Genomic DNA, 19,038 nt, shown 5'->3' with positions numbered 1-19,038 from the left:
CCGGCTACTGGACGTGCATTCGGCCAAATTCGCCCCGCTGGCAAGCGGGCGGCCATCTTCAGCCGAAGGGTGGCGCGAAACGGATGTTGCCGCGCTCAAGGCCCCTCAGCACCACCGCGACGCCGCCCGACTTGATCATCCACTCCAGGCGGTGGTCGCGGTACTCCCGCTTGAACAGTCCCTGCTCGACAAGCTCGGCGACGTTGGTCATGGAGGCGCCGGCCACGTTGAGCGCCGCGATGTCGGCGACGCAGGCCGCCACCGAGGGCCGCGCATTGGCCCGCGCCAGCCAGGCCGCGAGCCTGGAGCCCTCCGGCGGCGGATGGCCGTGCCCCACCGAGCCGTTGAGATAGGGAACCACAGACAGGTCGCCCCAGCCGAAGCCTTCGCCGTTGAACCATTCGCGGTCGCCGAGTTGCTTTTCCAGCCAGGCGTAGAAGCCATCGGTCTGCGCCCGCGCGGCGGCGACCAGCGCCTCGGCCGCCTCGCCTTCCGCGCGCCGGAACCAGCGGATCTCGGAGAGACCCCAGTTGATCGCCTCGAAGTGGGTGTCCATCACCTCTTCCAGCATCCGCACCCGCGCGCGCTCGGCGGCCGAGGCCGGGCGCATGGCGGGCTCCGGATAGGCGTCGTCGAGGTATTCCAGGATGATGGTGGACTCGAAGATCCGGACATCGCCGTCCACCAGCGCCGGCACCTCGGCCCGCGGGCTCGCGTCCACGAACGCACCCTGCGCCCCGCCCGCCCCGAGCCCGCCCGGCATCGGCGCCTCGAACGCCAGTCCCTTCTCGCGGAGGGAGATCTTGACCTTCTGGGCGTAGGGCGAAAACGGGTGGTCGTAGAGGGTGATCACGACGACAGCGCCTCCGAAAGATCCATCTTCTGCGCGGCCTTCGCGGCCAGGAACGCCGGCCGCGATCTGAGGCGGCTCCAGTAAGCCTTGATCGCGGGCGACATTCGATCGTCCAGCTTCAGCGAGTGCGCGAGCAGCAGCGCGTAACCCACGGAAATATCGGCCGCCGTGAACCGCCCGGCGCAGAGCCAATCGCCCGTCTCCAGCGCGCGGTCCACGTGACGCAGGCGGCTCAGGAACCACTTCGCATAGTCGTCGGCCACGACCTCGGCCCGGCCCGGCTCGAACTGCCGATAGCGCAGCACCAGGGTCTGCGGGAACGTGAGCGTCGCTTCGCCGAAGTGCAGCCAGTTCAGCCAGGCGCCATAGGCCGGATCGTCCGCCGGCACGGCCAGGTCGCTCGGCCCGTAGCGGGTGACCAGGTACTGCACGATCGCCGCGCTCTCGGTCATGAAGGTTTCGCCGTCCTTCATCGCCGGGATGGTGCCCAGCGGATTGACCTCCAGGTACTCCGGCTGGCGGACGCGCGGCGGGAACGGCATCAGATGCAGCTCGTAGGGCAGCCCCAGCTCTTCCAGCGCCCACAGCGGCCGGAACGAGCGCGCGTCCGGGCAGTGCCAAAGCTCGATCACCGCTCAGCCCTCCCGTTGCGTGTACTGCGGCCGGCGCTTTTCCAGGAACGCCTGCACGCCCTCCTGGAAGTCGCCGTCCGAGCTGGCCAGGATCTGGTTGCGATCCTCCATGGCGATGGCGGCCTCCAGCCCCTGGGCGTCGATGGCGTGGTTCAGGGCCTCCTTGGTCAGGCGCAGGCCCAGCGGCGTGGCGTGCAGCATGTCGTCCACGAAGCTCTTGGCCTCCGCCTCGAGCTGTTCCGGCTCCACGATCCGGCTGACCAGGCCCAGCTGATAGGCCCGGTCGGCGTCGATGAAGCGGCCGGTCAGCATGTATTCGGCCGCCACCGACGAGCCCACCATGCGCGGCAGGAAGTAGCTCACGCCGATGTCGCAGGCCGACAGCCCGATGCGGATGAAGGCGGCGTTCATGCGCGTCTTCGGCGTCGCGATCCGAACGTCGGAGGCGAGGGCCAGGGCGAAGCCGCCGCCCGCGGCCGCGCCATTCACGCAGGCCACGATGGGCTGGGGGCAACGCCGCATGGCGATGACGATCTCGCTGATCTCCCGCTGGCGGGTCAGGCCGGCGCCGATGGAGCGCGAGCCTTGCGGATCGCCGCGTTCCTTCAGATCGAGGCCGGCGCAGAAGGCGTTCCCCGCCCCCTGCAGTACGACCACACGCACGTCGCGGCGCCAGTAGAGGCCGACGAAGAACTCGCGCAGCTCGGTCACCAGGTTGCGGCTCAGCGCATTCAGCCGGTCGGGCCGGTTCATGGTCGCCCAGACGACCTCGCCTTCCTGGCGCAGTTCCAGATCGGCCATGTTCAGAGCCCCTTCAGCCAGTCGAGCAGGAGCGCCGTCACCTCGGCGGGCCGCTCCTGCTGGGTCCAGTGCCCGACGCCGGGCAGGACGTGCGCGCCGCGCAGGTCCGTCACATGCTCGCGCATCAGCGCCGACGGGTCGGGGATGCGGCCGAAGCCATTGAACGCCGGGTCGCGGTCGCCTCCGATCAGCAGGCTGGGCTGCTCGATCTTGCGATCCTTGAAGGCCTGCAGCCATTCGAAGTCGCGCTCGTGGTTCCGGTAGCGGCTGATGGGACCGAAGAAGCCCGACCGCTCGAACTCCCCGACGTAGTAATCGAGGTCTTCGGCGCTCATCCAGGCCGGGAACACTTCGGGGTCGGTCATGCCTTCCAGCATGCTCGCGCCGTGCTTCTTCTGCGGCCACGAGCCGTCGGGCGCCTCGCCCGCGATGCCGTAGTAGAACTTGCGCAGGAAGTCGCGGACGTCCGCCTCCGCCTCGGCCTCCGGCGGCCCGACCTCCTGGAACCAGGCCTGGTAGAAGAAGTGGCCCTTGCTGGTGAACAGCTCGGTGAAAATCTCGGTGAAGGGCCGGGTCGGCACGCCCGTGTAGGGCACCGAGAGGCCCGCAACCGCGGAGATCACGTCCGGACGGGTCAGCGCGGTGTTCCAGACGATGGGTGCCCCCCAGTCGTGGCCCACCAGGATCGCCATTTGGCCCGGCGCCAGCGCATCGACGACGCCGGCCACGTCGGCGGTGAGCTCCCGCATCGAGTAGGCGTCAACCTGCTTAGGCTTGTCCGAGCCGCCGTAGCCGCGCACGTCGATCGCGGCCACCTGATAGCCAGCCGCTGCGATGGGGCCGATCTGGTGACGCCAGGAGTACCAGCTCTCGGGGAAGCCATGGACCATGACGACGAGCGGCCCCTCCCCCTCGACGGCGGCGCGCAGCGTGGCCCGGCCGGTGTCGATGGTGCGGAATTCCGGCATGCGTTTCCCCGTATCGTTTGGCCCATGTTCCCCGGCCGCCGGACGCTGGCAAGGCTGACCATGCGTCACGGTTGACCTCGCCCGGCCCGACGCGAACGATGCTCCAAAGGGAGGAGCGCCCATGGTCTCGCTGACCGAGAAGAGCGCCGGTTTCGCGCACGTCCGCTGCACGCTAGAGGACCACGTCGCCACCGTCGTGCTGGATCGCCCCGAGCGGCGCAACGCCCTGAACTACCAGGCCTATGACGAGCTCGAGCAGGCGTTCCGGCTGAGCGCGGCGGATGACGAGGTCCGCTGCGTGATCGTCACCGGCGCCGACCCCGCCTTTTGCTCTGGCGACGACGTGGGCGAGATCATGGCCGGGCCGAAACCCGTGTCCAAACGCTCGCTGCCCGTGACCTATCAGGCCACGCCAGCGGCCATCGCGGCGCTCGAATGCGACAAGCCGGTGATCGCCGCGATCAACGGCGCGGCTGTCGGCTGGGGGATGGAGCTGGCCCTGTTCGCCGACATCCGCATCGCATCCGAGAAGGCGAAGTTCGGCGAGCTGTTCGTCAAGCGCGGCCTGGTCTGCGACGTGGGCGGCTTCTACCGCCTCCCCGCCATCGTGGGACCGGAAAAGGCGGCTGAGCTGCTGTTCACGGGCGATGTGTTCGACGCCGTGGAGGCCCTGCGCATCCGTCTGGTGAGCCAGGTGACGCCCCACGAAGACCTTCTGCCCACCGCGCTCGGCCTCGCGGCCCGCATCGCCGCCAACCCGCCCCTGGCCGTGCGCCACCTGAAAGCCGGCCTCAGCCGCTTCGCCTATGGCGACCCCCGCGAGATCGGGGCCTGGGCCATCGAGAAGATCCGCCTCCTGATGCAGACCGAAGACCACCGGGAGGGCGTCGCCAGCTTCCTTGAGAAGCGCCAGCCGGTCTTCCAGGGACGTTAGGCAAATGGATCTCGACTTCACGGGCAAGACCGTCCTGGTGGTGGGCGGCTCCAGCGGGATCGGCAACGGCATCGCCCACGGCTTCCGCCAGCGGGGCGCGCAGGTTCATGTCTGGGGCACGCGGCCCTCTGCCGCCGACTACGACGGGATCGAAGGCTCCGATCTCGAAGGCCTGGGCTACGCCAAGGTCGACGTCGGCGTGCGTGACGAGATCGCGGCCGCTCCCATGATCGAGCCGCTGGACGTGCTGGTGCTCTGCCAGGGCACGGTCCAGTACCGCCGCGCGGAGTTCGAGCCCGAGGGCTGGGACCGGGTGATGGCGGTGAACCTCGACAGCCTGATGGACTGCGCGCGCAAGTTCCGACCGGCGTTGGCCGCTCGAAAGGGCGTGATCATCATCGTCAGCTCGGTGTCCGGCTACACCTCCAACCGTGGCAACCCCGCCTACGCCGCCTCCAAGGCCGGTGCGGTCAGCCTGACCAAGACCCTGGGCGAAGCCTGGGCGCCCGAGGGAATCCGCGTGGTCGGCCTAGCGCCCGGCCTGGTCGACACCAAGCTCACCAAGGTGACCACCGAGCACCCGGAGCGCCTCGAAGGCGCCCTGCGCGCCATCCCCCTCGGCCGCATGGGCACGCCGCAGGACATGGCGGGCGCGGCCCTGCTGCTGGCGTCGCCCCTCGCCGGCTACGTGGTCGGCCAGACCCTGATCGTCGATGGAGGCCTTTCGCTATGACCAGCCGTTCCGTCGCCGGATCCGTCGTCCTCGTCACCGGCGCGGCCTCCGGCATGGGCCGGGCCACCGCCGAGGTGTTCGCCGCCGAGGGTGCGCACGTCGCCTGCACCGACATCGCCGCCGAGAGCGTGCGGGAGGTCGCCGACGACCTGGTCCACCGCGGCCACAGCGCCGAGGCCTGGACCCTCGACGTGGCCGACGCGGCCGCCATCTCGTTGACCGTCGAGGCGGTGGCCCGGCGGTTCGGCGGCCTCGACATCCTGGTCAACAACGCCGGCATCTCCGCGTTTTCGCCCATCGACTCCGAGGGTTACGACGCAGTCTGGACGCGATCGCTGGCGATTCTACTCACCGCCCAGCAGCGGCTGATCCGCGCCGCCCTGCCCCACCTGCGCAAGTCGCAGGCGCCCCGCATCGTCAACATCGCGTCCACCGAGGCCCTGGGCGCCACCAGCCGGGACAGCGCCTACGCCGCCGCCAAGGCGGGGGTGACGGGCCTGACCCGCGCGCTCGCCGTAGAGCTCGGGCCAGAGGGGATCACCGTGAACTGCATCTGCCCCGGCCCGATCCTCACCGGCATGACCGAGGCGATCTCCGAGGAGGACAAGCAGGCCTACGCCCGCCGCCGCACGGCGCTGCGCCGCTACGGCCGGCCGGAAGAGGTGGCCCACATGACCCTCAGCCTGTGCCTGCCCGCGGCGTCCTTCATCACAGGGACCACCATCCCGGTCGACGGGGGCCTCATGGCCCGCAACGCCTGAGGCGCACACCTCGGCCGCGCATCAGTCCAGTTTCGGGCCGTCGCCGGCCCGCACCGCCTCGGGCCGTACATTGTCGACTACGGCGCGCAGCACCAGGCCAGGTTGTTCGACCATCGGCAGGTGCGCCGAGTTCTCGAACCAGAAGACCTGTTTGCGCGGAGCCTTCAGCCCTTCCATCCACGCCGCGGTGATGGACGAGGGGGTGGTGTAGTCGCCCCGGCCAAGAAGCATGTAGACCGGAACCTTCAGCCGGCGGATCTCCGACATGCTGGTCGTCGCCAGCGTGGGGAACATGGTTCCGATGGTGAGCTCGCTGCCAGCCCCGATCGCGACCCGCTCTTCCGGGGTGTACTCGGGCGACAGCCGCCGGGCGCGGAAATAGAAGTCGGCGTTCTGTCGATGCATGGCCAGGCCGCCGTAGTGGACCGACCACTTCCGCTGGGTGGTCATCTTTGCCACGTTCAGTGGACCGTCGCCCGGATAGGGCGCGATGGCCTCCAGTTCGCGGACGGCCTCGGCGTTGCCGTCTTTCCGCGCCTGATCCAGCGACCAGGCGTAGCCGACACGCTCGTTCTCCCGGAAGCTGATGACCTGACCCATGCCCACATAGGCGTGGAGCAGGTCCGGGCGTTGGGCGGCGACCTTGAGGCCCACCACCGAGCCCCAGCTGTGGCCCAGCAGGATCACCTTGCGCTTGCCGTAGCGCGCTTTCAGGTGCTCGATCAGCGCGACGGCGTCCGCAACGTAGGTCTCCGGCTTCAGGGTCGGTTTGAGGGCCTCCGGATCGTTAAGCGGGTACGACCGTCCCGACCCGCGCTGATCCCACTGCACGACCGTGAAGAAGTCTTCCCAGGGGCGTTGCCACATCCAGGCCGTTGGCGTCTCGGGCGCGGCCGGTCCGCCGTGCACCCAGAGCAGGATAGGGTTGTCGCGATCGGCGCCGCGCACGCTGATCGCCTGTTTCGTCCCGTTCAGCTCGACCTCGAAGCGCTCCTGCACCGCCTTCGGCGACACCAGCCGGTGATGGTCCGCGATCGCGGCCCGCCCCGCTGCATAGGTGTCGGGCGCGGCGGGCGGGGTGGCTGCGACGGCGGCGGCTATGAAGACGGGGACGAGAACCAAGGGCGGCATACTCCAACAACAGTCGCGCCCAGACTCAAGTGCGTCGCCCAGAGCGTCTAGGCGCCCGTGTACCGGCCCGGCCGCTTCTCGCGAAAGGCGGCCAGACCCTCTCGGTAATCCTGAGTGGACGTGGCGAGCAGGAACTGGTCGCGGTCCATGTAGGTGGAGGCCTGCGCCGTGGCCCCAGCCACCGCGTTCACCGCCTCCTTGGTCATCCGGACCGGGATCGGCGGCAGCGCCGCGACATTTTCGGCCCACCGGCGGGCCGCCGCGAGCGCCTCGCCGGTTTCGACCGCCTCGTCGGCGAAGCCCCAGTCCAGGCACTTGGCCGCATCCACCGCCTCGCCGAACATGACGAACTGCTTCGCCCGCGAGGGCCCCACCAAGGCGACGATGCCCGGGATGCTGCGCCAGCTCATGTTCATACCCAGCGGGACCTCCGGTAGGCGCAGGTAGGCGCCCTCGCCCATCACCCGGAAGTCGCACGAGAGCGCCAGCGCCGCCCCGCCGCCGATGCAGTACCCCTCGACGGCCGCGATCGTCACCGCCTCGATCTCGCGCCAGGCCCGGCACATGTCAGGGCCGGCCATGACCGCGCGCCGGCTCTCGATGAGCGGCAGGGCCGTCCGCGCCTGGCTGGCCGAGAGGTCCGCCCCGGCCGAGAAGTAGCTGTCCGTCCCGGTCAGGATCACGGCGCGGACGTCGGTCCGCAGCCGCAGCAGCGCCGCCGCCTCGGTCAGCTCGGCCATCAGCTCGCCGTTCAGCGCGTTGCGGGCCTCGGGCCGCGACAGGGCCACCTCGACGATCGTCTCCCGCCGCTGCACGCGGATCGTCCGCCAATCGGTGTCGAACAGCTTGTCGCCCATCGTCGCTTCCCCCAGGATTTGCGCCATCTTGGAACGGAGCCGCCGTCTGGCGGTAGCCCCCATGCGCTGGACCCGACGCCAGGTCGTCTCGGCCGCGGCCCTCACCCTGGCCGGCTGCGGCCGCGCGCCCGCCGAGGCGCAGGAGCCGAAGATGCCGACCGAGCCGCTGCTGTCGCGCACGATCCCCTCGTCGGGCGAAGCGCTGCCCATCGTCGGCCTCGGCACCTGGCAGGCGTTCGACGTGGAGACCGGCGGCCCCGACTGGGCGCAGGCCGGCGAGGCGCTCGCGGCCTTCGTCCGCGCCGGCGGCAAGGTGGTGGACTCCTCGCCCATGTACGGCCGCGCCGAGGCGGCCATCGGCGCCCTGGCCGCCGAGCGCGGGCTGCGGCCGGACCTGTTCCTCGCCACCAAGGTCTGGACCCGGGGCCGGGCGGCCGGCGAAGCCCAGATCGCCGCCTCGCGCGACAAGCTTCGGGCCCCGGTCATCGACCTGATGCAGGTGCACAACCTGCTGGATCTCGAGGTCCACATGCCGACCCTGCGTGCGGCCAAGGCGGCGGGGACGATCCGGTACGTGGGCGTCACCCACTACGACGAGAGCGCCTACGACGCCCTGGAGGCCGCCATGCGGCGCCACGCGCTCGACTTCATCCAGATCAACGCCTCGGTGGCGGAGCGCGAATCCGAAGCGCGGATCCTGCCCCTGGCCGCCGAACGGGGGCTGGCGGTGCTGATCAACAGACCCTTCGCCGGGGGCGACCTGTTCGGCCGCGTGCGCCGGCTGCCCCTGCCGGGCTGGGCGGCCGAGATCGGGGCGAGCAGCTGGGCCCAGGTGCTGCTGAAGTATGTGCTGGCCAATCCGGCGGTGACCTGCGCCATCCCGGGCACGCGGAACCCACGCTACGTGCTGGACAACCTGGGCGCCGCGACCGGCCCGCTGCCCGATGCGGCCCAGCGGCGCCGGATCGTGGAGGCGGTGGCCGCCGCCTAGTTCTCCGGACGCGCCAGGCCCGGGATCTTCCGCAGCCAGCTCTGCTTCTTTTTGGGCTTGGCGGTCTCGGCCGGAGCGGCTGCGGCGGCGGTCTCCACCGGCGCGGTCGCATGGCCCTGCGCGTTCGACGCCGTGGCCGGCGGCGGGGCGGCCTCCGCGGGGGCCGGATCGTTCACCGCCACCGTCTGGACGCCCAGGTCGCGGTCGCAGCGCTCGTCGCGCTTCGGCGTCTCGAACACGGTGGCGGTCAGCACCGGCTGGTGGCCCGGCTTGTTGGTGCTGACGAACACAGCCAGCGCGCGCCGGCCAGGGAGGTTGCACCACGTCTCGCGGAACGCCCAGTCGCCCGCCTCCCAGCGGGTCTTGGCCGGGACCAGCAGTTCGGGCCGGCGCTTGATGGCCGCCTGCACCGCGTCCTGGATCTGGACCGGCTCGCCAGCCGTCACCCGCACGGTGCAGCTCACCGGGTCCTTGCCGCGACGGATGGTGACATCGTCGCCGTCGATGTCCTCGACCGGCGCGTTGTCGATCACGGCGGCCAGGCAGGCCGAGGTCGCCGAGCGCGCCTCCTGCAGCGGTTCGGCCGTGGCCGCCGCGGCGGGGAGCGTCAGGATCAGGGCAAGGGCAAGCGTTCGCATGGCGCTGGTTCGCCTAGCATCGCGGCGCCGGTGTGGCGACTAGCCGGTGTTCCTGAGGCCGGAGGCGACGCCCGCCACCGTCAGCTGGATCGCCAGCTTCAACTGCGGATCGTCGTCGCCCGCGCGCCGGCGGGCCAGAAGTTCGAGCTGCAGGTGGTTCAGCGGGTCCACCACCTCCGCGGCGAGCGCGACGGACTCTGCCATCTGCGGGTGGTTGTCGAGCAGGCGGGTCCCGCCGCGGATCGCCAGCACCAGCTCGCAGGCCGCCTCGTGCTCAGCCCGGATCCGCTCGAAGATCGCCTTGCCCGCCGCGCCGGGATGCAGCGCCGCGTACTTGGCCGCGATCGCCATGTCGGACTGCGCCAGGGCCACCTCCATGTTCGAGATCATCGAGGCGAAGAGGTTGTCGTCGGCCAGGGCCCGCAGGTCGTCCGCCGACATGCCTGCCTTGGCGGCGCCGCCGGCGAACCCGTACCAGGCCGGCAACATGAAACGCGCCTGCGACCATGAGAACACCCAGGGGATCGCCCGCAGGTCCTCGATCCGGCGGCTGGCGGTGCGCGAGGCGGGCCGGCTGCCGATGTTCAGCCCGACGATCTCGGCAATAGGGGTCGCGCCCCAGAAGAAGTCCTCGAAGCCCGCCGTGCCGTAGACCAGTTCGCGGTAGGCTTCGAACGAGGCCTGGCTCAGCGCCTCGAGCCGCGTCGACCCGGCCACCGCATCGTCGGCCGTGCGGGCGCTGGCCATGGCGACGGCGGCGACCAGGCTGTCCAGGTTCCGCCGCGCGGTGGGCTCGTCCCCGAAGCGGCGCGAGATCATCTCGCCCTGCTCGGTCAGGCGCAGGCGTCCCTTCACCGTCCCCGGCGGCTGGGCCATCACCGCCTGGGCCGCCGGCCCGCCACCGCGTCCCACCGAACCGCCGCGGCCGTGGAAGTACCAGAGGTCGACGCCCTGCGTCCGCGCCTGGGCCGCCAGGACGGCCGCGGCCTTGGTGACGTTGTAGCGCGAGGCGACATAGCCGCCGTCCTTGTTGCTGTCGGAATAGCCCAGCATCACCTCGCGCCACTTGGGCTCGCCGAACATCTCGGGCGGCAGGCTCAGCGACAGCCATTCCTTCAACAGCACCGGGCCGTGCTCCAGGTCGCCGATGGTCTCCAGCAGCGGCGCGATGCGGATGGCGCTGCGGCCCTTGTCGCCGCCCTGCACCAGGCCGGCCTGCTTCAGCAGCACCAGCGGCTCCAGCACGTCGGAGAGGGTGGCGGTCTTGGAGATGATGTAGGCGCCCAGCGCCCTCTCACCGTAGAGGCGGACCACCTCGGCGGCGGCGTCCAGGACGCCCAGTTCCCGCATGGTCTCGTCGCTGTAGTCCAGGAACGGCGAGCGCAGCGGCCGGTCGTGGCTGAGCTCCTTGGTCAGCACCCGCACCCGCTCCGCCTCGTCCGAGCCCAGGTAGTCGATGTTGACCCCGGCGCGGACGTACAGCTCGTGGATCATCCGCTCATGGACGTCGGCGTTCTGGCGCAGGTCGATCGACAGCAGGTGGAAGCCGCAGGCCCGCGCCACGGCGATCAGGGTGCGCAAGCGCGCGCCCACGACCCGCTCGCCCAGATGGGTGCGGATCGACTGGCGGATCGTCTCCAGGTCGGCCACGAAATCGGCGGCGGCGTCATAGTGCGGCGAGGTGGTCGGCCAGGATCCGCCCGCCAGGCGGTTGGCGGTGGCCGACAGGCGGTCCCACACCTCCTGGAGCGCGAGGCGATAGGGCTCGTCCTTGCGGTGGGCGTCGTCGCGGCCCGCGTGCGGCGAAGCTTCCGCCAGGGCCAGCACGCCGGCGCTGGCCGGGGTGAGGTCGACGCTCACGGCGAGGTCGAACCAGAGCCGGCGCACCTCGTCGGAATAGTGGTTGAGGATCAGCCGCGCCTGCGATCGCATGGCGAGCTTGAGGGTCTCTCCGGTCACGCCGGGATGGCCGTCGCGGTCGCCGCCCAGCCAGGAGCCCAGGGTCAGGGGCGTGGCGGTCTCGAACTGCTCGCTCCAACCCTCGTAGAGCTCGGACAGGGCCGGCAGGATGGACCGCCGGACGATGGCCAGGGAGTTGCGGATCTCGTCCGCCGGGCTGATCCGGTCCGGCCGGTGCATCCGCGCCTTCCACAGCAGCGCCAGCTCGCGGAACAGGTCCTCGCGCAGCCGCTTGTCCACCTGCGGCAGAAGGCGGTGATTGCGCAGGGACATCAGCCGCGCGATCTCGGCCTCGCGCTCCACCACCGCCCGGCGGCGGACCTCCGTGGGGTGGGCGGTCAGCACCGGCGCCACCGCCATTCGCGGAACGATCCGGGCCGCCGCCTTCGGGCCCAGCCGCTGTGCGGCGTCGGTGAGCGTGTGGGGCAGTTCGCCCGCCTCCATCTCCGCCTCCACCGAGCGGCGGCGGCCGACGACGTCCTCGCCCAGGTTCGACAGCAGCGAAGCGCAGGTGAAGGCGCGGGCCAGATAGACCGCCTGGTCCGGCCGCAGCGTCGAGAACAGCGCCTCCAGCGCCTCCTCGTCGTCCTGCCGGGCGACCTCGCGGGCGCGCCTGACCAGGGCGGCGGCGTCCTCGCCGTCCAGGTAGCGGATGACCTCCTCGAACAGGTCCTCGAGGTAGTGGACCGCAGCGCCCGCGGCGGCTTCGGGGACCGGGGCGACCTTCACGTCCATCATTGGCCCAGCTCCTTCGAACGCACCACGGCGCGCAACATAGCGCAGGGATAGGGGCCGTCAGCCAGGATCGCCCGGTGGAAAGCCGGCCAGGCGGCGCTGCGCTTCGGCCGCAGGCGCGCGATCTCCAGGGCGCCCAGGCCCTGGGCGGCATAGACCCCGGGCTGCCGCTGCATCCGCGCCACATCGGCCTCGATGGTGGTGAAGGCGATTGGCCGGCCCTGCAGCTCGGTCATGGCCGCGGTCGCCCGGTCGGCGCTCCAGCCCAAGGCGCCCTGCCCCGTGTCGGCCACGATCCGCGCCATCCGGAACAGGCGCCAGTGCAGGTAGCCGATCTCGCCCAACGGATCGCCGGCGTAGGCGCCCAGGTCGGCGGCGAGCTGTTCGGCATAGGTCGCCCAGGCCTCGGAATAGACGCTGAGGAAGTGCTGCCGGCCCGGATCGGGCGACTGAAGCGCGGCCTGCAGCGCGTGCCCCGGCACGGTCTCGTGGAAGGCCACGCTGGGCAGGGTCCAGGCCGGCCGCTCGCGGATCATTTTCAGGTCGACGAAATAGGCCGCGGGCTCGCGATAGCCGCCGCGGCCCTGGGCCTCATCGGCGGGCGACATGCGGCGGATCTCGGCGGGGGGGATCGCGAGGTCGCCGAACGCCTGCGCCAGCCGGGGCCGCAACGCCGCCAACCGGCCGTTCATGTCGGCCACCGCGCGAGCCCGGCCCGCGTCGTCGTCGGCGTAGAGGTGGCGCTCGTCCGCAAAGAGGATGCGAAGGCGCTCGGCCACGCCCCCTCGCACCAGCCCCTGCGTGTGCAGCAGCCGATCCGCCCGCGCCAGCACGCGTCGGTGCTCCGCCAGGGCGCGGCGATGCGCGGCCAGCGGATCGACCGGCCCGCCCCAGGCGTCCGACAGTGCCCGCGCGTAGTCCGCGGCGACGGCGGGACCGCAGGTCAGCGCGACGGCGGAGGCGAGGACGGTTCGACGGGTCCACATGGGGATGTGTCTAGCCCTCGGAAAACGCGAATGCTACCGGTGTCATCATGGATTTGGACCGTAGAACGCTCCTCGCCCTGGCCTCCACGGCGGCCGCCACGCCGGCGCTGGCCCAGGCCGCCGATCCCACCGAGACGGTCAGGCTGTGGCCCGGCAGGCCGCCGGGCGCCCTCGCCGCCTTGCCGCGCGAGGTCATCACCGACCGAACCCCGACCTCCGGCTTCCAGGATCGCTACGTCACCGGCATCGGCGAGCCCCTGCTGACCGTGTTCCGGCCGGCCCGCCCCAACGGCGCGGCCTGTGTCATCGCCCCGGGCGGCGGCTACATCCGCGTGGTGATCGACAAGGAGGGGTTCGAGATCGCCCGGCGCCTCGCGGAGGCCGGCGTGACCAGTTTCGTCCTGCGCTATCGGCTGCCGGCCGAGGGGTGGGCGAATCCCTCCGACACCCCGCTCCAGGACGCCCAGCGCGCCGTGCGCCTGGTCCGCGCCGCCGCGCCGCGCTACGGGATCGACCCGGCCCGCCTCGCCTTCCTGGGCTGCTCGGCGGGCGGCCATCTGGCGGCCAGCTTGGCCACGGGCCACGGCCGCGCGGTCTATGCGCCCGTCGACGAAGCCGACCGCCTGTCCGCGCGGCCCGACCTGTCGGCCCTGCTCTATCCCGTGATCGACATGTCCCTGCCCCACGCGCACTGCGGGTCGCGGACCGCGCTCCTGGGCCCGGCGCCGTCGCCGCAGGCTGAGGCCGCCTACTCGCCCCACCGCCAGGTCACGGCCCAGACCCCGCCGACCTTCCTGGTCCATGCGGCGGACGACGCTTCGGTGCCGGTGGAAAACGGCCTGAACTACCTGTCCGCCCTGCGCGCCGCCAAGATCCCGGCCGAGGCGCACATCTTCGAGGAAGGCGGCCACGGGTTCGGGATCTACCTGGCGCGGGGCAAGCCCGCCCACGCCTGGCCCGACCTGTTCCTGGCCTGGGCCGCACGGCGGGGATGGCTCACCGCCGCCTGAGCCCGGGCGGTCAGCGCGCCTGGTCCAGATAGTCGATCAGGGTGGTCATGTTCTGGATGTAGGTCCCGGTGGAGATCCCCAGGACCGGATTGTCCGTCGGGTACGGCGAGGTGTCGGTGGCGTCGCCCACGTGGGTGGTCGAATAGTCCCGGTCGGCCTTCGCCGGCGGCGTCGCGCCCATATAGGCATTGCTCGTGGCGACCAGGGGCGTCGGCCAATAGCCTTCCGCGTTCAGCGCTCCGATCAGCTTGCCGGCCGTCTCGCCGCCCACCGCCTTGGTCTCGCCCTGCGCGCGGATGTTCAGATCGGAGGTCTCCAGGTCGCGGGTGGCGAAGTACTTGGGCAGCGGAACCAGGTTCTTGGCGATCAGCGGCGAGTCCCGGGTCACCTCCTCTGGGCGTGTCTTCCTCAGCCGTTCGTAGCGGGCGCGCAACGCCGCGACGTCGATCTTCCGCCACGCGCCGTAGTGGGCCAGGGTCTTCTGGTCGCTGTAGTCCCAATAGTACTCGCCGTTGACGACGTTCGAGCCGCGGCGGTGGACGTAGATCGGCCGGTCCGTGCCGATCTCGATATAGGTCGGGTGCGTGCGGCCATCGGGCCGCGGCCTCGCCAGCTTCACCTTGTCCAGCCAGTCCAGCGCCTCAGGCACGCGGGCCAGGAACTTGGTGTCGCCGGTCAGCTCGTAGAAGTTCATCAGCTGGCTGACGTTGTTCGCCGTCGTGTGGGTCGCCAGCGCCGTCGGCTCATAGGTCCGCGCGCCCACGGGTTTGAGGTCCGAGACGGTGTATTGCAGGCCCCAGCCCGGCTGTGGCTGGCCCTGCTGGGTGACGATGAAGCTGTTCATCGCCCGGGTCACCGCGTCCATCGCGCGGGCATCGCCCAGCGCCTGGTGGACCATGACCAGGAACTTGATGTTCTCGCCGGCGACATCGTCGTTGAAGGTGATGAAGCTGGTGTAGTCGGGTTTGCCGTGGTGGCTGAACTCGTTCTTCAGCGGATAGCGCTGCGGCCAGCCGCCGATCGGGTACTGGCTCTCCAGCACGAAATCGATCGCCTTCTCCAGGGCCGGACGCCACTTCGGATCGCGCTTCTCGACGTACAGCCGCAGCAGGAACTGCATGGCCTCGGACGTGCCGGCGTCGTCGAAGGTGGCGTTGCCCCAATAGTGCTGGAATTCCTCCATCCGCCAGGCGTTGCGGCCATAGGTGGCGTACCAGTCCTTCATCGAGGCCTCGCCGCCGAAATCGATCATGTAGTGCCAGCCCCCGCTGGGATGCTGGCCCCAGATGAGCGCCTCGGCCGCCTTCTCCGCCGCGCGGTAGTAATAGTCGTCGCCCGTGGCGTGATAGGCGTCGAGGAACAGGTGGCCCATGGTCGCGGTCCCGGGCGGCTGCACCCAGATCATGGTGGGCTTGGCCTCCAGCTCGCCCCACCGGCGCTTCATGTCGGGCGTGTAGGACCAGACGTAGCCGCCGTTGTAGGCGACCTTCTCGACCATGAAACTGGTGGCGGTCTTCATGGCCGCCAGCGTCTGCTCGCGGCTGGGCCCCGGCGTCGGGGACTGGGCGACCGCGACGCCCGAAAAAGCCAAGGCCAAAGCGCCGACGAGCCCGGCGAATATGCCCCGAACCATGCCTGTTTCCTCTCTCGTTGAAACGGATGTAGCGCGAATTGCCACCGGTGTCATAGTGCTCAAAACACGCAAACAGGGCGGATTCCATGGTTGGTGAGCTTACCCGGCGCAGTGCGGTCGGGGCCGGTCTCGGGGCGGCGGCGATGGCGCTGAGCGCGCGGGCGGCGCAGGCTCAGCCCTCGCCCGTGGCCGCAACGCGGCACGGTCCGGTGAGAGGCTACGTGGACGAGGGGATCCTCGGCTTCCGCGGCATCCGCTACGGCGCCGACACGGGACCCCGCCGCTTCCAGCCCCCCGCCCCACCCGCGCCCTGGACCGAGGTCGCGGACGCCACGGCCTACGGCTCCGCCTCCCCCCAGCGAGGGCGCGTCGGCGAGCCGGTCAGCGAAGACTGCCTGTTCCTGAACGTCTGGACCCCGGCCTTGCGCGACGGCGGCCGGCGGCCGGTGATGGTCTATCTGCATGGCGGCGCCTATTCGAGCGGCTCGGGCTCATCGCCGCTGTACGACGGGGTCCGCCTGTGTCGGCGCGGCGACGTGGTGGTGGTGACCGTGAACCACCGCCTGAACGCCTTCGGCTACGCCTACCTCGCCCGCCTGGTCCCCGAGCTCGCCGACAGCGGCAACGCCGGCCAGCTCGACCTGATCCTGGCGCTGCAGTGGGTCCGCGACAACATCGCCGAGTTCGGCGGCGACCCGGCCAAGGTGATGGTCTTCGGCCAGTCCGGCGGCGGGGCCAAGATCGCCACCATGATGGCTACTCCGGCCGCAGCCGGCCTCTTCCACCGCGCCGCCACCATGAGCGGCCAGCAGGTCACCGCCTCGGGCCCCGGCAACGCCCATCGGCGCACCCTGGCCTATCTGGACGCGCTAAAGCTCAAGCCCGAGGAGGCCGACGCCCTGCGGACCCTGCCGGCCGAGCGCCTGGTCGAAGCGCTGGCCGCCGAGGATCCCGTCCTCGGCTTCGGCGGACTCTACTTCGGCCCGGTGCTCGACGAGCGCTCGCTGAAGCGCCACCCGTTCTATCCCGACGCCCCGGCCCAGTCGGCGAAGATCCCGATGATCCTCGGCAACACGCACGACGAGACCCGAGCCTTCATGGGCGGCGATCCGAAGAACTTCTCAGTGACCTGGGACGAGCTGCCGGCCCGCCTCACCCAGGACGTCATGCGGATCGATATCCTGCCTGAGCCGGTGATCGCCGAGTACCGGCGGCTCTACCCCACCTATAGCCCTAGCGACGTTCTGTTCAGCGCCACCACCGCCGCCCGCTCCTGGCGCGCGGCGATCATCGAGGCGGAGGAACGCGCCCGCGCCGGGACGCCGGCCTTCGTCTACCAGTTCGACTTCCCCGCCGCCGGCCCGCGCCTGCGGGCGCCCCACGCCAGCGACATCCAGATGGTGTTCGACAACCTCGCCAAACCTGGCGCCTCGGCCACGGGGCCACAGGCGCAGGCGATGGCCGACCAGATGAGCGAGGCCTTCCTGGCCTTCGCGCGCAGCGGCGACCCCAACTGCCGGGCCATCCCGCGGTGGGAGCGCTACGACCTGAAGCGGCGGCAGACGATGGTGTTCGACACGCCGTCGAAGCTGGTCGACGACCCGCGCGGCGCCGAGCGGCGGCTGTTCGAGAAGGTCCCGTTCGTCCAGGCGGGGACCTGAGGGCTCAGCGGATGACCGCCGCGCCGGTGGCGCCGATCGCCGCCTCGATCTCGCGCACGTCGACCATGGAGGCGTCGCCCGGCGTCGTCATGGCCAGCGCGCCGTGCGCCGCGCCATAGTCGACCGCCGCCTGGGCGCCCTTGCCCTGCAGCAGCGCGTAGGCCACCCCTGACGCAAAGGCGTCGCCGCCGCCGACCCGGTCGAACACGTCGAGGTTCTCTCGCGTCTCGGAGCTCACCACCGTCCCGTCCATCCACAGAACCGCGCCCCAGTCGTTGGCGCTGGCCGACTGGGCCGTGCGCCGGGTGCTGGCCACGACCTTGAAGCCGAACTCCCGGGCCACGGCCTCGGCGAAGACCGGGAAGTCGGTCGGCGCGTCATAGCCCAGGCAAGCCTTGAATCCGGCCGGGTCGCCGAACATCACGTCCACCTCGGCGGCGATCTCGCGGTTGAGGGCCTGGACCGCGGCGGGATCGCCCAGCGCCTTCCAGAGCGAGGCGCGGTAGTTGAGGTCGTAGGAGACCACCGTCCCATGGCGGCGGGCGGCCCGGACCGCCTCCAGCACCACCTGCGGCGTCTGCGGCGCCAGGGCGGCGAAGATGCCCCCCGTATGGAACCACCGAACGCCCTCGGTCCCGAACAGGCGGTCCCAGTCCACCTCGCCGGACGCGATCTGAGAGGCGGCGGAATAGCCCCGGTCCGACACGCCCAACGCCGGGCGCAGGCCAAAGCCCCGCTCCGTGAAATTGAATCCCACGCGGGTGTTGCGGCCGACGCCGTCGTACGCACGCCAGATGACCTCGCCGACGTCCACGCCCCCCTGCAGGATCAGGTCCTCGGCCAGGCGGCCCACGTCGTTGTCCGGCAGAGCCGTGACCACGGTCGCCCGCAGGCCGAACGCCTTGCGCATGGCGCGGGCCACATTGTACTCGCCGCCGCCTTCCCAGACCTGGAAGCTGCGCGCGTTGCGCACCCGCCCCTCGCCCGGATCGAACCGCAACATGACCTCGCCGAGGGCCGCGCAGTCCCAGCGGCAGTCCGCCGCCGGCCGGATCGTCAGCCCCCCGCCTCCCATCACTTGCCCCGGATCGTCTTGATGAGCTGCACCGTCTCACGCACGCGCGCCTCGATACCCGCGTAGTCGCCGGCGTCCAGCAGCGCCTTGGTGATCAGGTTCGAGCCCATGCCGCAGGCCACGATGCCGGCGTCGAACCAGGGCCGCAGCGAAGCCTCCGCCACGTCCACGCCACCGGTGGGCATGATCTTGGTCCAGGGCATCGGGCCCAGCACCGCCTTCACGAACTCCGGCCCACCCACCGAACCGCCGGGGAAGACCTTCACGATCTCGCAGCCCAGCTCCTGGGCCTGGCCGATCTCGCTGGCCGTGCCGCAGCCCGGCGAATAGGGGATCATGCGCCGGTTGCAGACCTTGGCCACGTCCGGGTTCAGGAGCGGCCCGACCACGAAGTTCGCCCCGTTGGCGATGAAGATCCCCGCCGTCGGCGCATCCACCACCGAGCCCACGCCCATGATCACGCTGGGGTCGGCCTTGGCGAAGTGGCGCGTCACGTCCAGGAACACCTGGCTCGCGAAGTCGCCGCGGTTGGTGAACTCGATGCACTTGGCCCCGCCGTTGGCGCAGGCCTGGATCACCTTCACGCAGACCTCGGGGTCCGGGTGGTAGAAGACCGGGATCACCCCCTGGTCCATCATGGCGTTCAGCACGACGAGGCGATCGCGGGCCATTGGGCGGTC

18 protein-coding genes are annotated in these 19,038 nt (G+C 70.9%); 6 read left to right on the top strand and 12 right to left on the bottom strand.

Annotated elements, in window-relative coordinates; all coding sequences use genetic code 11:
- Positions 1-58: 58 nt before the first annotated feature.
- The 4 genes from AX721_RS16770 to AX721_RS16755 are packed head-to-tail and all read right to left on the bottom strand — an operon-like array spanning position 59 to position 3,254.
- Positions 59-853, bottom strand: a complete 795-nt coding sequence (locus AX721_RS16770; RefSeq protein ID WP_068877128.1) for a glutathione S-transferase family protein — start codon at positions 851-853, stop codon at positions 59-61.
- Entirely contained in the window at positions 850-1,485 is a 636-nt protein-coding gene (locus AX721_RS16765) for a glutathione S-transferase family protein (RefSeq protein ID WP_068877127.1), read from the bottom strand. Before AX721_RS16765 ends, AX721_RS16770 begins: the two co-directional genes overlap by 4 nt.
- A 3-nt stretch (positions 1,486-1,488) precedes the next feature.
- The gene (locus tag AX721_RS16760) at positions 1,489-2,286 is read right to left on the bottom strand and encodes an enoyl-CoA hydratase/isomerase family protein (protein ID WP_068877126.1); all 798 of its coding nucleotides are present in this window, start codon (positions 2,284-2,286) and stop codon (positions 1,489-1,491) included.
- Between the two features lie 2 nt (positions 2,287-2,288).
- Positions 2,289-3,254, bottom strand: a complete 966-nt coding sequence (locus tag AX721_RS16755; protein ID WP_068877125.1) for an alpha/beta fold hydrolase — start codon at positions 3,252-3,254, stop codon at positions 2,289-2,291.
- Positions 3,255-3,375: 121 nt separating this feature from the next.
- Here AX721_RS16755 and AX721_RS16750 point away from each other — a divergent pair, with 121 nt between their 5' ends.
- The 3 genes from AX721_RS16750 to AX721_RS16740 are packed head-to-tail and all read left to right on the top strand — an operon-like array spanning position 3,376 to position 5,682.
- On the top strand, positions 3,376-4,188 hold the full coding sequence (locus AX721_RS16750) for an enoyl-CoA hydratase/isomerase family protein (protein ID WP_068877124.1): 813 nt from the start codon (positions 3,376-3,378) through the stop codon (positions 4,186-4,188).
- A gap of 4 nt (positions 4,189-4,192) precedes the next feature.
- On the top strand, positions 4,193-4,921 hold the full coding sequence (locus tag AX721_RS16745) for an SDR family NAD(P)-dependent oxidoreductase (RefSeq protein ID WP_068877123.1): 729 nt from the start codon (positions 4,193-4,195) through the stop codon (positions 4,919-4,921).
- The gene (locus AX721_RS16740; RefSeq protein WP_068877122.1) at positions 4,918-5,682 is read left to right on the top strand and encodes an SDR family NAD(P)-dependent oxidoreductase; all 765 of its coding nucleotides are present in this window, start codon (positions 4,918-4,920) and stop codon (positions 5,680-5,682) included. The genes AX721_RS16745 and AX721_RS16740 overlap by 4 nt, the downstream gene beginning before the upstream one ends.
- 21 nt (positions 5,683-5,703) lie before the next feature.
- On the opposite strand, the gene AX721_RS16735 is transcribed toward AX721_RS16740, so the two are convergent.
- The gene (locus AX721_RS16735; protein WP_197422613.1) at positions 5,704-6,804 is read right to left on the bottom strand and encodes an alpha/beta fold hydrolase; all 1,101 of its coding nucleotides are present in this window, start codon (positions 6,802-6,804) and stop codon (positions 5,704-5,706) included.
- 56 nt (positions 6,805-6,860) lie between these two features.
- Positions 6,861-7,670, bottom strand: a complete 810-nt coding sequence (locus AX721_RS16730) for an enoyl-CoA hydratase/isomerase family protein (protein WP_082765240.1) — start codon at positions 7,668-7,670, stop codon at positions 6,861-6,863.
- Positions 7,671-7,731: 61 nt separating this feature from the next.
- Between AX721_RS16730 and AX721_RS16725 the strand changes: the two genes are divergently transcribed.
- Complete coding sequence (locus tag AX721_RS16725; protein ID WP_068877120.1) at positions 7,732-8,661, top strand: aldo/keto reductase; 930 nt, start codon at positions 7,732-7,734, stop codon at positions 8,659-8,661.
- Here AX721_RS16725 and AX721_RS16720 read toward each other — a convergent pair.
- The 3 genes from AX721_RS16720 to AX721_RS16710 are packed head-to-tail and all read right to left on the bottom strand — an operon-like array spanning position 8,658 to position 12,979.
- Positions 8,658-9,299 (bottom strand): hypothetical protein, encoded by a 642-nt coding sequence (locus tag AX721_RS16720; protein WP_068877119.1) that lies wholly within the window; start codon positions 9,297-9,299, stop codon positions 8,658-8,660. The two genes, AX721_RS16725 and AX721_RS16720, sit on opposite strands and share 4 nt — an antisense overlap.
- 39 nt (positions 9,300-9,338) lie before the next feature.
- A complete protein-coding gene (ppc, locus tag AX721_RS16715; RefSeq protein ID WP_068877118.1) occupies positions 9,339-11,996 on the bottom strand; it encodes a phosphoenolpyruvate carboxylase in 2,658 nt (885 codons plus the stop codon).
- Positions 11,993-12,979 (bottom strand): DUF885 family protein, encoded by a 987-nt coding sequence (locus AX721_RS16710; RefSeq protein ID WP_068877117.1) that lies wholly within the window; start codon positions 12,977-12,979, stop codon positions 11,993-11,995. Before AX721_RS16710 ends, ppc begins: the two co-directional genes overlap by 4 nt.
- 47 nt (positions 12,980-13,026) lie before the next feature.
- On the opposite strand from AX721_RS16710, the gene AX721_RS16705 reads away from it, so the two are divergent.
- Positions 13,027-13,989 (top strand): alpha/beta hydrolase, encoded by a 963-nt coding sequence (locus AX721_RS16705; RefSeq protein WP_068877116.1) that lies wholly within the window; start codon positions 13,027-13,029, stop codon positions 13,987-13,989.
- A gap of 10 nt (positions 13,990-13,999) precedes the next feature.
- Here the strand turns inward: AX721_RS16705 and AX721_RS16700 are convergent, their stop codons facing one another.
- Positions 14,000-15,622, bottom strand: coding sequence for a pectate lyase (locus tag AX721_RS16700; protein ID WP_068877115.1), 1,623 nt, complete (start codon positions 15,620-15,622; stop codon positions 14,000-14,002).
- Between the two features lie 86 nt (positions 15,623-15,708).
- On the opposite strand from AX721_RS16700, the gene AX721_RS16695 reads away from it, so the two are divergent.
- Positions 15,709-17,283 (top strand): carboxylesterase/lipase family protein, encoded by a 1,575-nt coding sequence (locus AX721_RS16695; RefSeq protein WP_068877114.1) that lies wholly within the window; start codon positions 15,709-15,711, stop codon positions 17,281-17,283.
- A gap of 4 nt (positions 17,284-17,287) precedes the next feature.
- Here the strand turns inward: AX721_RS16695 and AX721_RS16690 are convergent, their stop codons facing one another.
- Together AX721_RS16690 and AX721_RS16685 are read right to left on the bottom strand one after the other, a co-directional pair.
- Positions 17,288-18,358, bottom strand: coding sequence for a sugar kinase (locus tag AX721_RS16690; protein ID WP_068877113.1), 1,071 nt, complete (start codon positions 18,356-18,358; stop codon positions 17,288-17,290).
- Entirely contained in the window at positions 18,358-19,029 is a 672-nt protein-coding gene (locus AX721_RS16685; protein ID WP_068877112.1) for a bifunctional 4-hydroxy-2-oxoglutarate aldolase/2-dehydro-3-deoxy-phosphogluconate aldolase, read from the bottom strand. The genes AX721_RS16690 and AX721_RS16685 overlap by 1 nt, the downstream gene beginning before the upstream one ends.
- Positions 19,030-19,038 lie beyond the last annotated feature (9 nt).

This window comes from Phenylobacterium sp. CCH9-H3, from assembly GCF_001557235.1.
Lineage (GTDB): Bacteria > Pseudomonadota > Alphaproteobacteria > Caulobacterales > Caulobacteraceae > Phenylobacterium.
This window is presented reverse-complemented; position numbering and strand designations above follow the sequence as displayed.

What these genes read in the sequence shown, in the direction of transcription:
- AX721_RS16730 (WP_082765240.1), bottom strand. Translation starts at nt 7,670, where the DNA reads ATGGGCGACAAGCTGTTCGACACCGATTGGCGGACGATCCGCGTGCAG.
- AX721_RS16700 (WP_068877115.1), bottom strand. Translation starts at nt 15,622, where the DNA reads ATGGTTCGGGGCATATTCGCCGGGCTCGTCGGCGCTTTGGCCTTGGCT.
- AX721_RS16685 (WP_068877112.1), bottom strand. Translation starts at nt 19,029, where the DNA reads ATGGCCCGCGATCGCCTCGTCGTGCTGAACGCCATGATGGACCAGGGG.
- AX721_RS16695 (WP_068877114.1), top strand. Translation starts at nt 15,709, where the DNA reads ATGGTTGGTGAGCTTACCCGGCGCAGTGCGGTCGGGGCCGGTCTCGGG.
- ppc (WP_068877118.1), bottom strand. Translation starts at nt 11,996, where the DNA reads ATGATGGACGTGAAGGTCGCCCCGGTCCCCGAAGCCGCCGCGGGCGCT.
- AX721_RS16720 (WP_068877119.1), bottom strand. Translation starts at nt 9,299, where the DNA reads ATGCGAACGCTTGCCCTTGCCCTGATCCTGACGCTCCCCGCCGCGGCG.
- AX721_RS16745 (WP_068877123.1), top strand. Translation starts at nt 4,193, where the DNA reads ATGGATCTCGACTTCACGGGCAAGACCGTCCTGGTGGTGGGCGGCTCC.
- AX721_RS16755 (WP_068877125.1), bottom strand. Translation starts at nt 3,254, where the DNA reads ATGCCGGAATTCCGCACCATCGACACCGGCCGGGCCACGCTGCGCGCC.
- AX721_RS16725 (WP_068877120.1), top strand. Translation starts at nt 7,732, where the DNA reads ATGCGCTGGACCCGACGCCAGGTCGTCTCGGCCGCGGCCCTCACCCTG.
- AX721_RS16760 (WP_068877126.1), bottom strand. Translation starts at nt 2,286, where the DNA reads ATGGCCGATCTGGAACTGCGCCAGGAAGGCGAGGTCGTCTGGGCGACC.
- AX721_RS16705 (WP_068877116.1), top strand. Translation starts at nt 13,027, where the DNA reads ATGGATTTGGACCGTAGAACGCTCCTCGCCCTGGCCTCCACGGCGGCC.
- AX721_RS16740 (WP_068877122.1), top strand. Translation starts at nt 4,918, where the DNA reads ATGACCAGCCGTTCCGTCGCCGGATCCGTCGTCCTCGTCACCGGCGCG.
- AX721_RS16710 (WP_068877117.1), bottom strand. Translation starts at nt 12,979, where the DNA reads ATGTGGACCCGTCGAACCGTCCTCGCCTCCGCCGTCGCGCTGACCTGC.
- AX721_RS16690 (WP_068877113.1), bottom strand. Translation starts at nt 18,358, where the DNA reads ATGGGAGGCGGGGGGCTGACGATCCGGCCGGCGGCGGACTGCCGCTGG.
- AX721_RS16750 (WP_068877124.1), top strand. Translation starts at nt 3,376, where the DNA reads ATGGTCTCGCTGACCGAGAAGAGCGCCGGTTTCGCGCACGTCCGCTGC.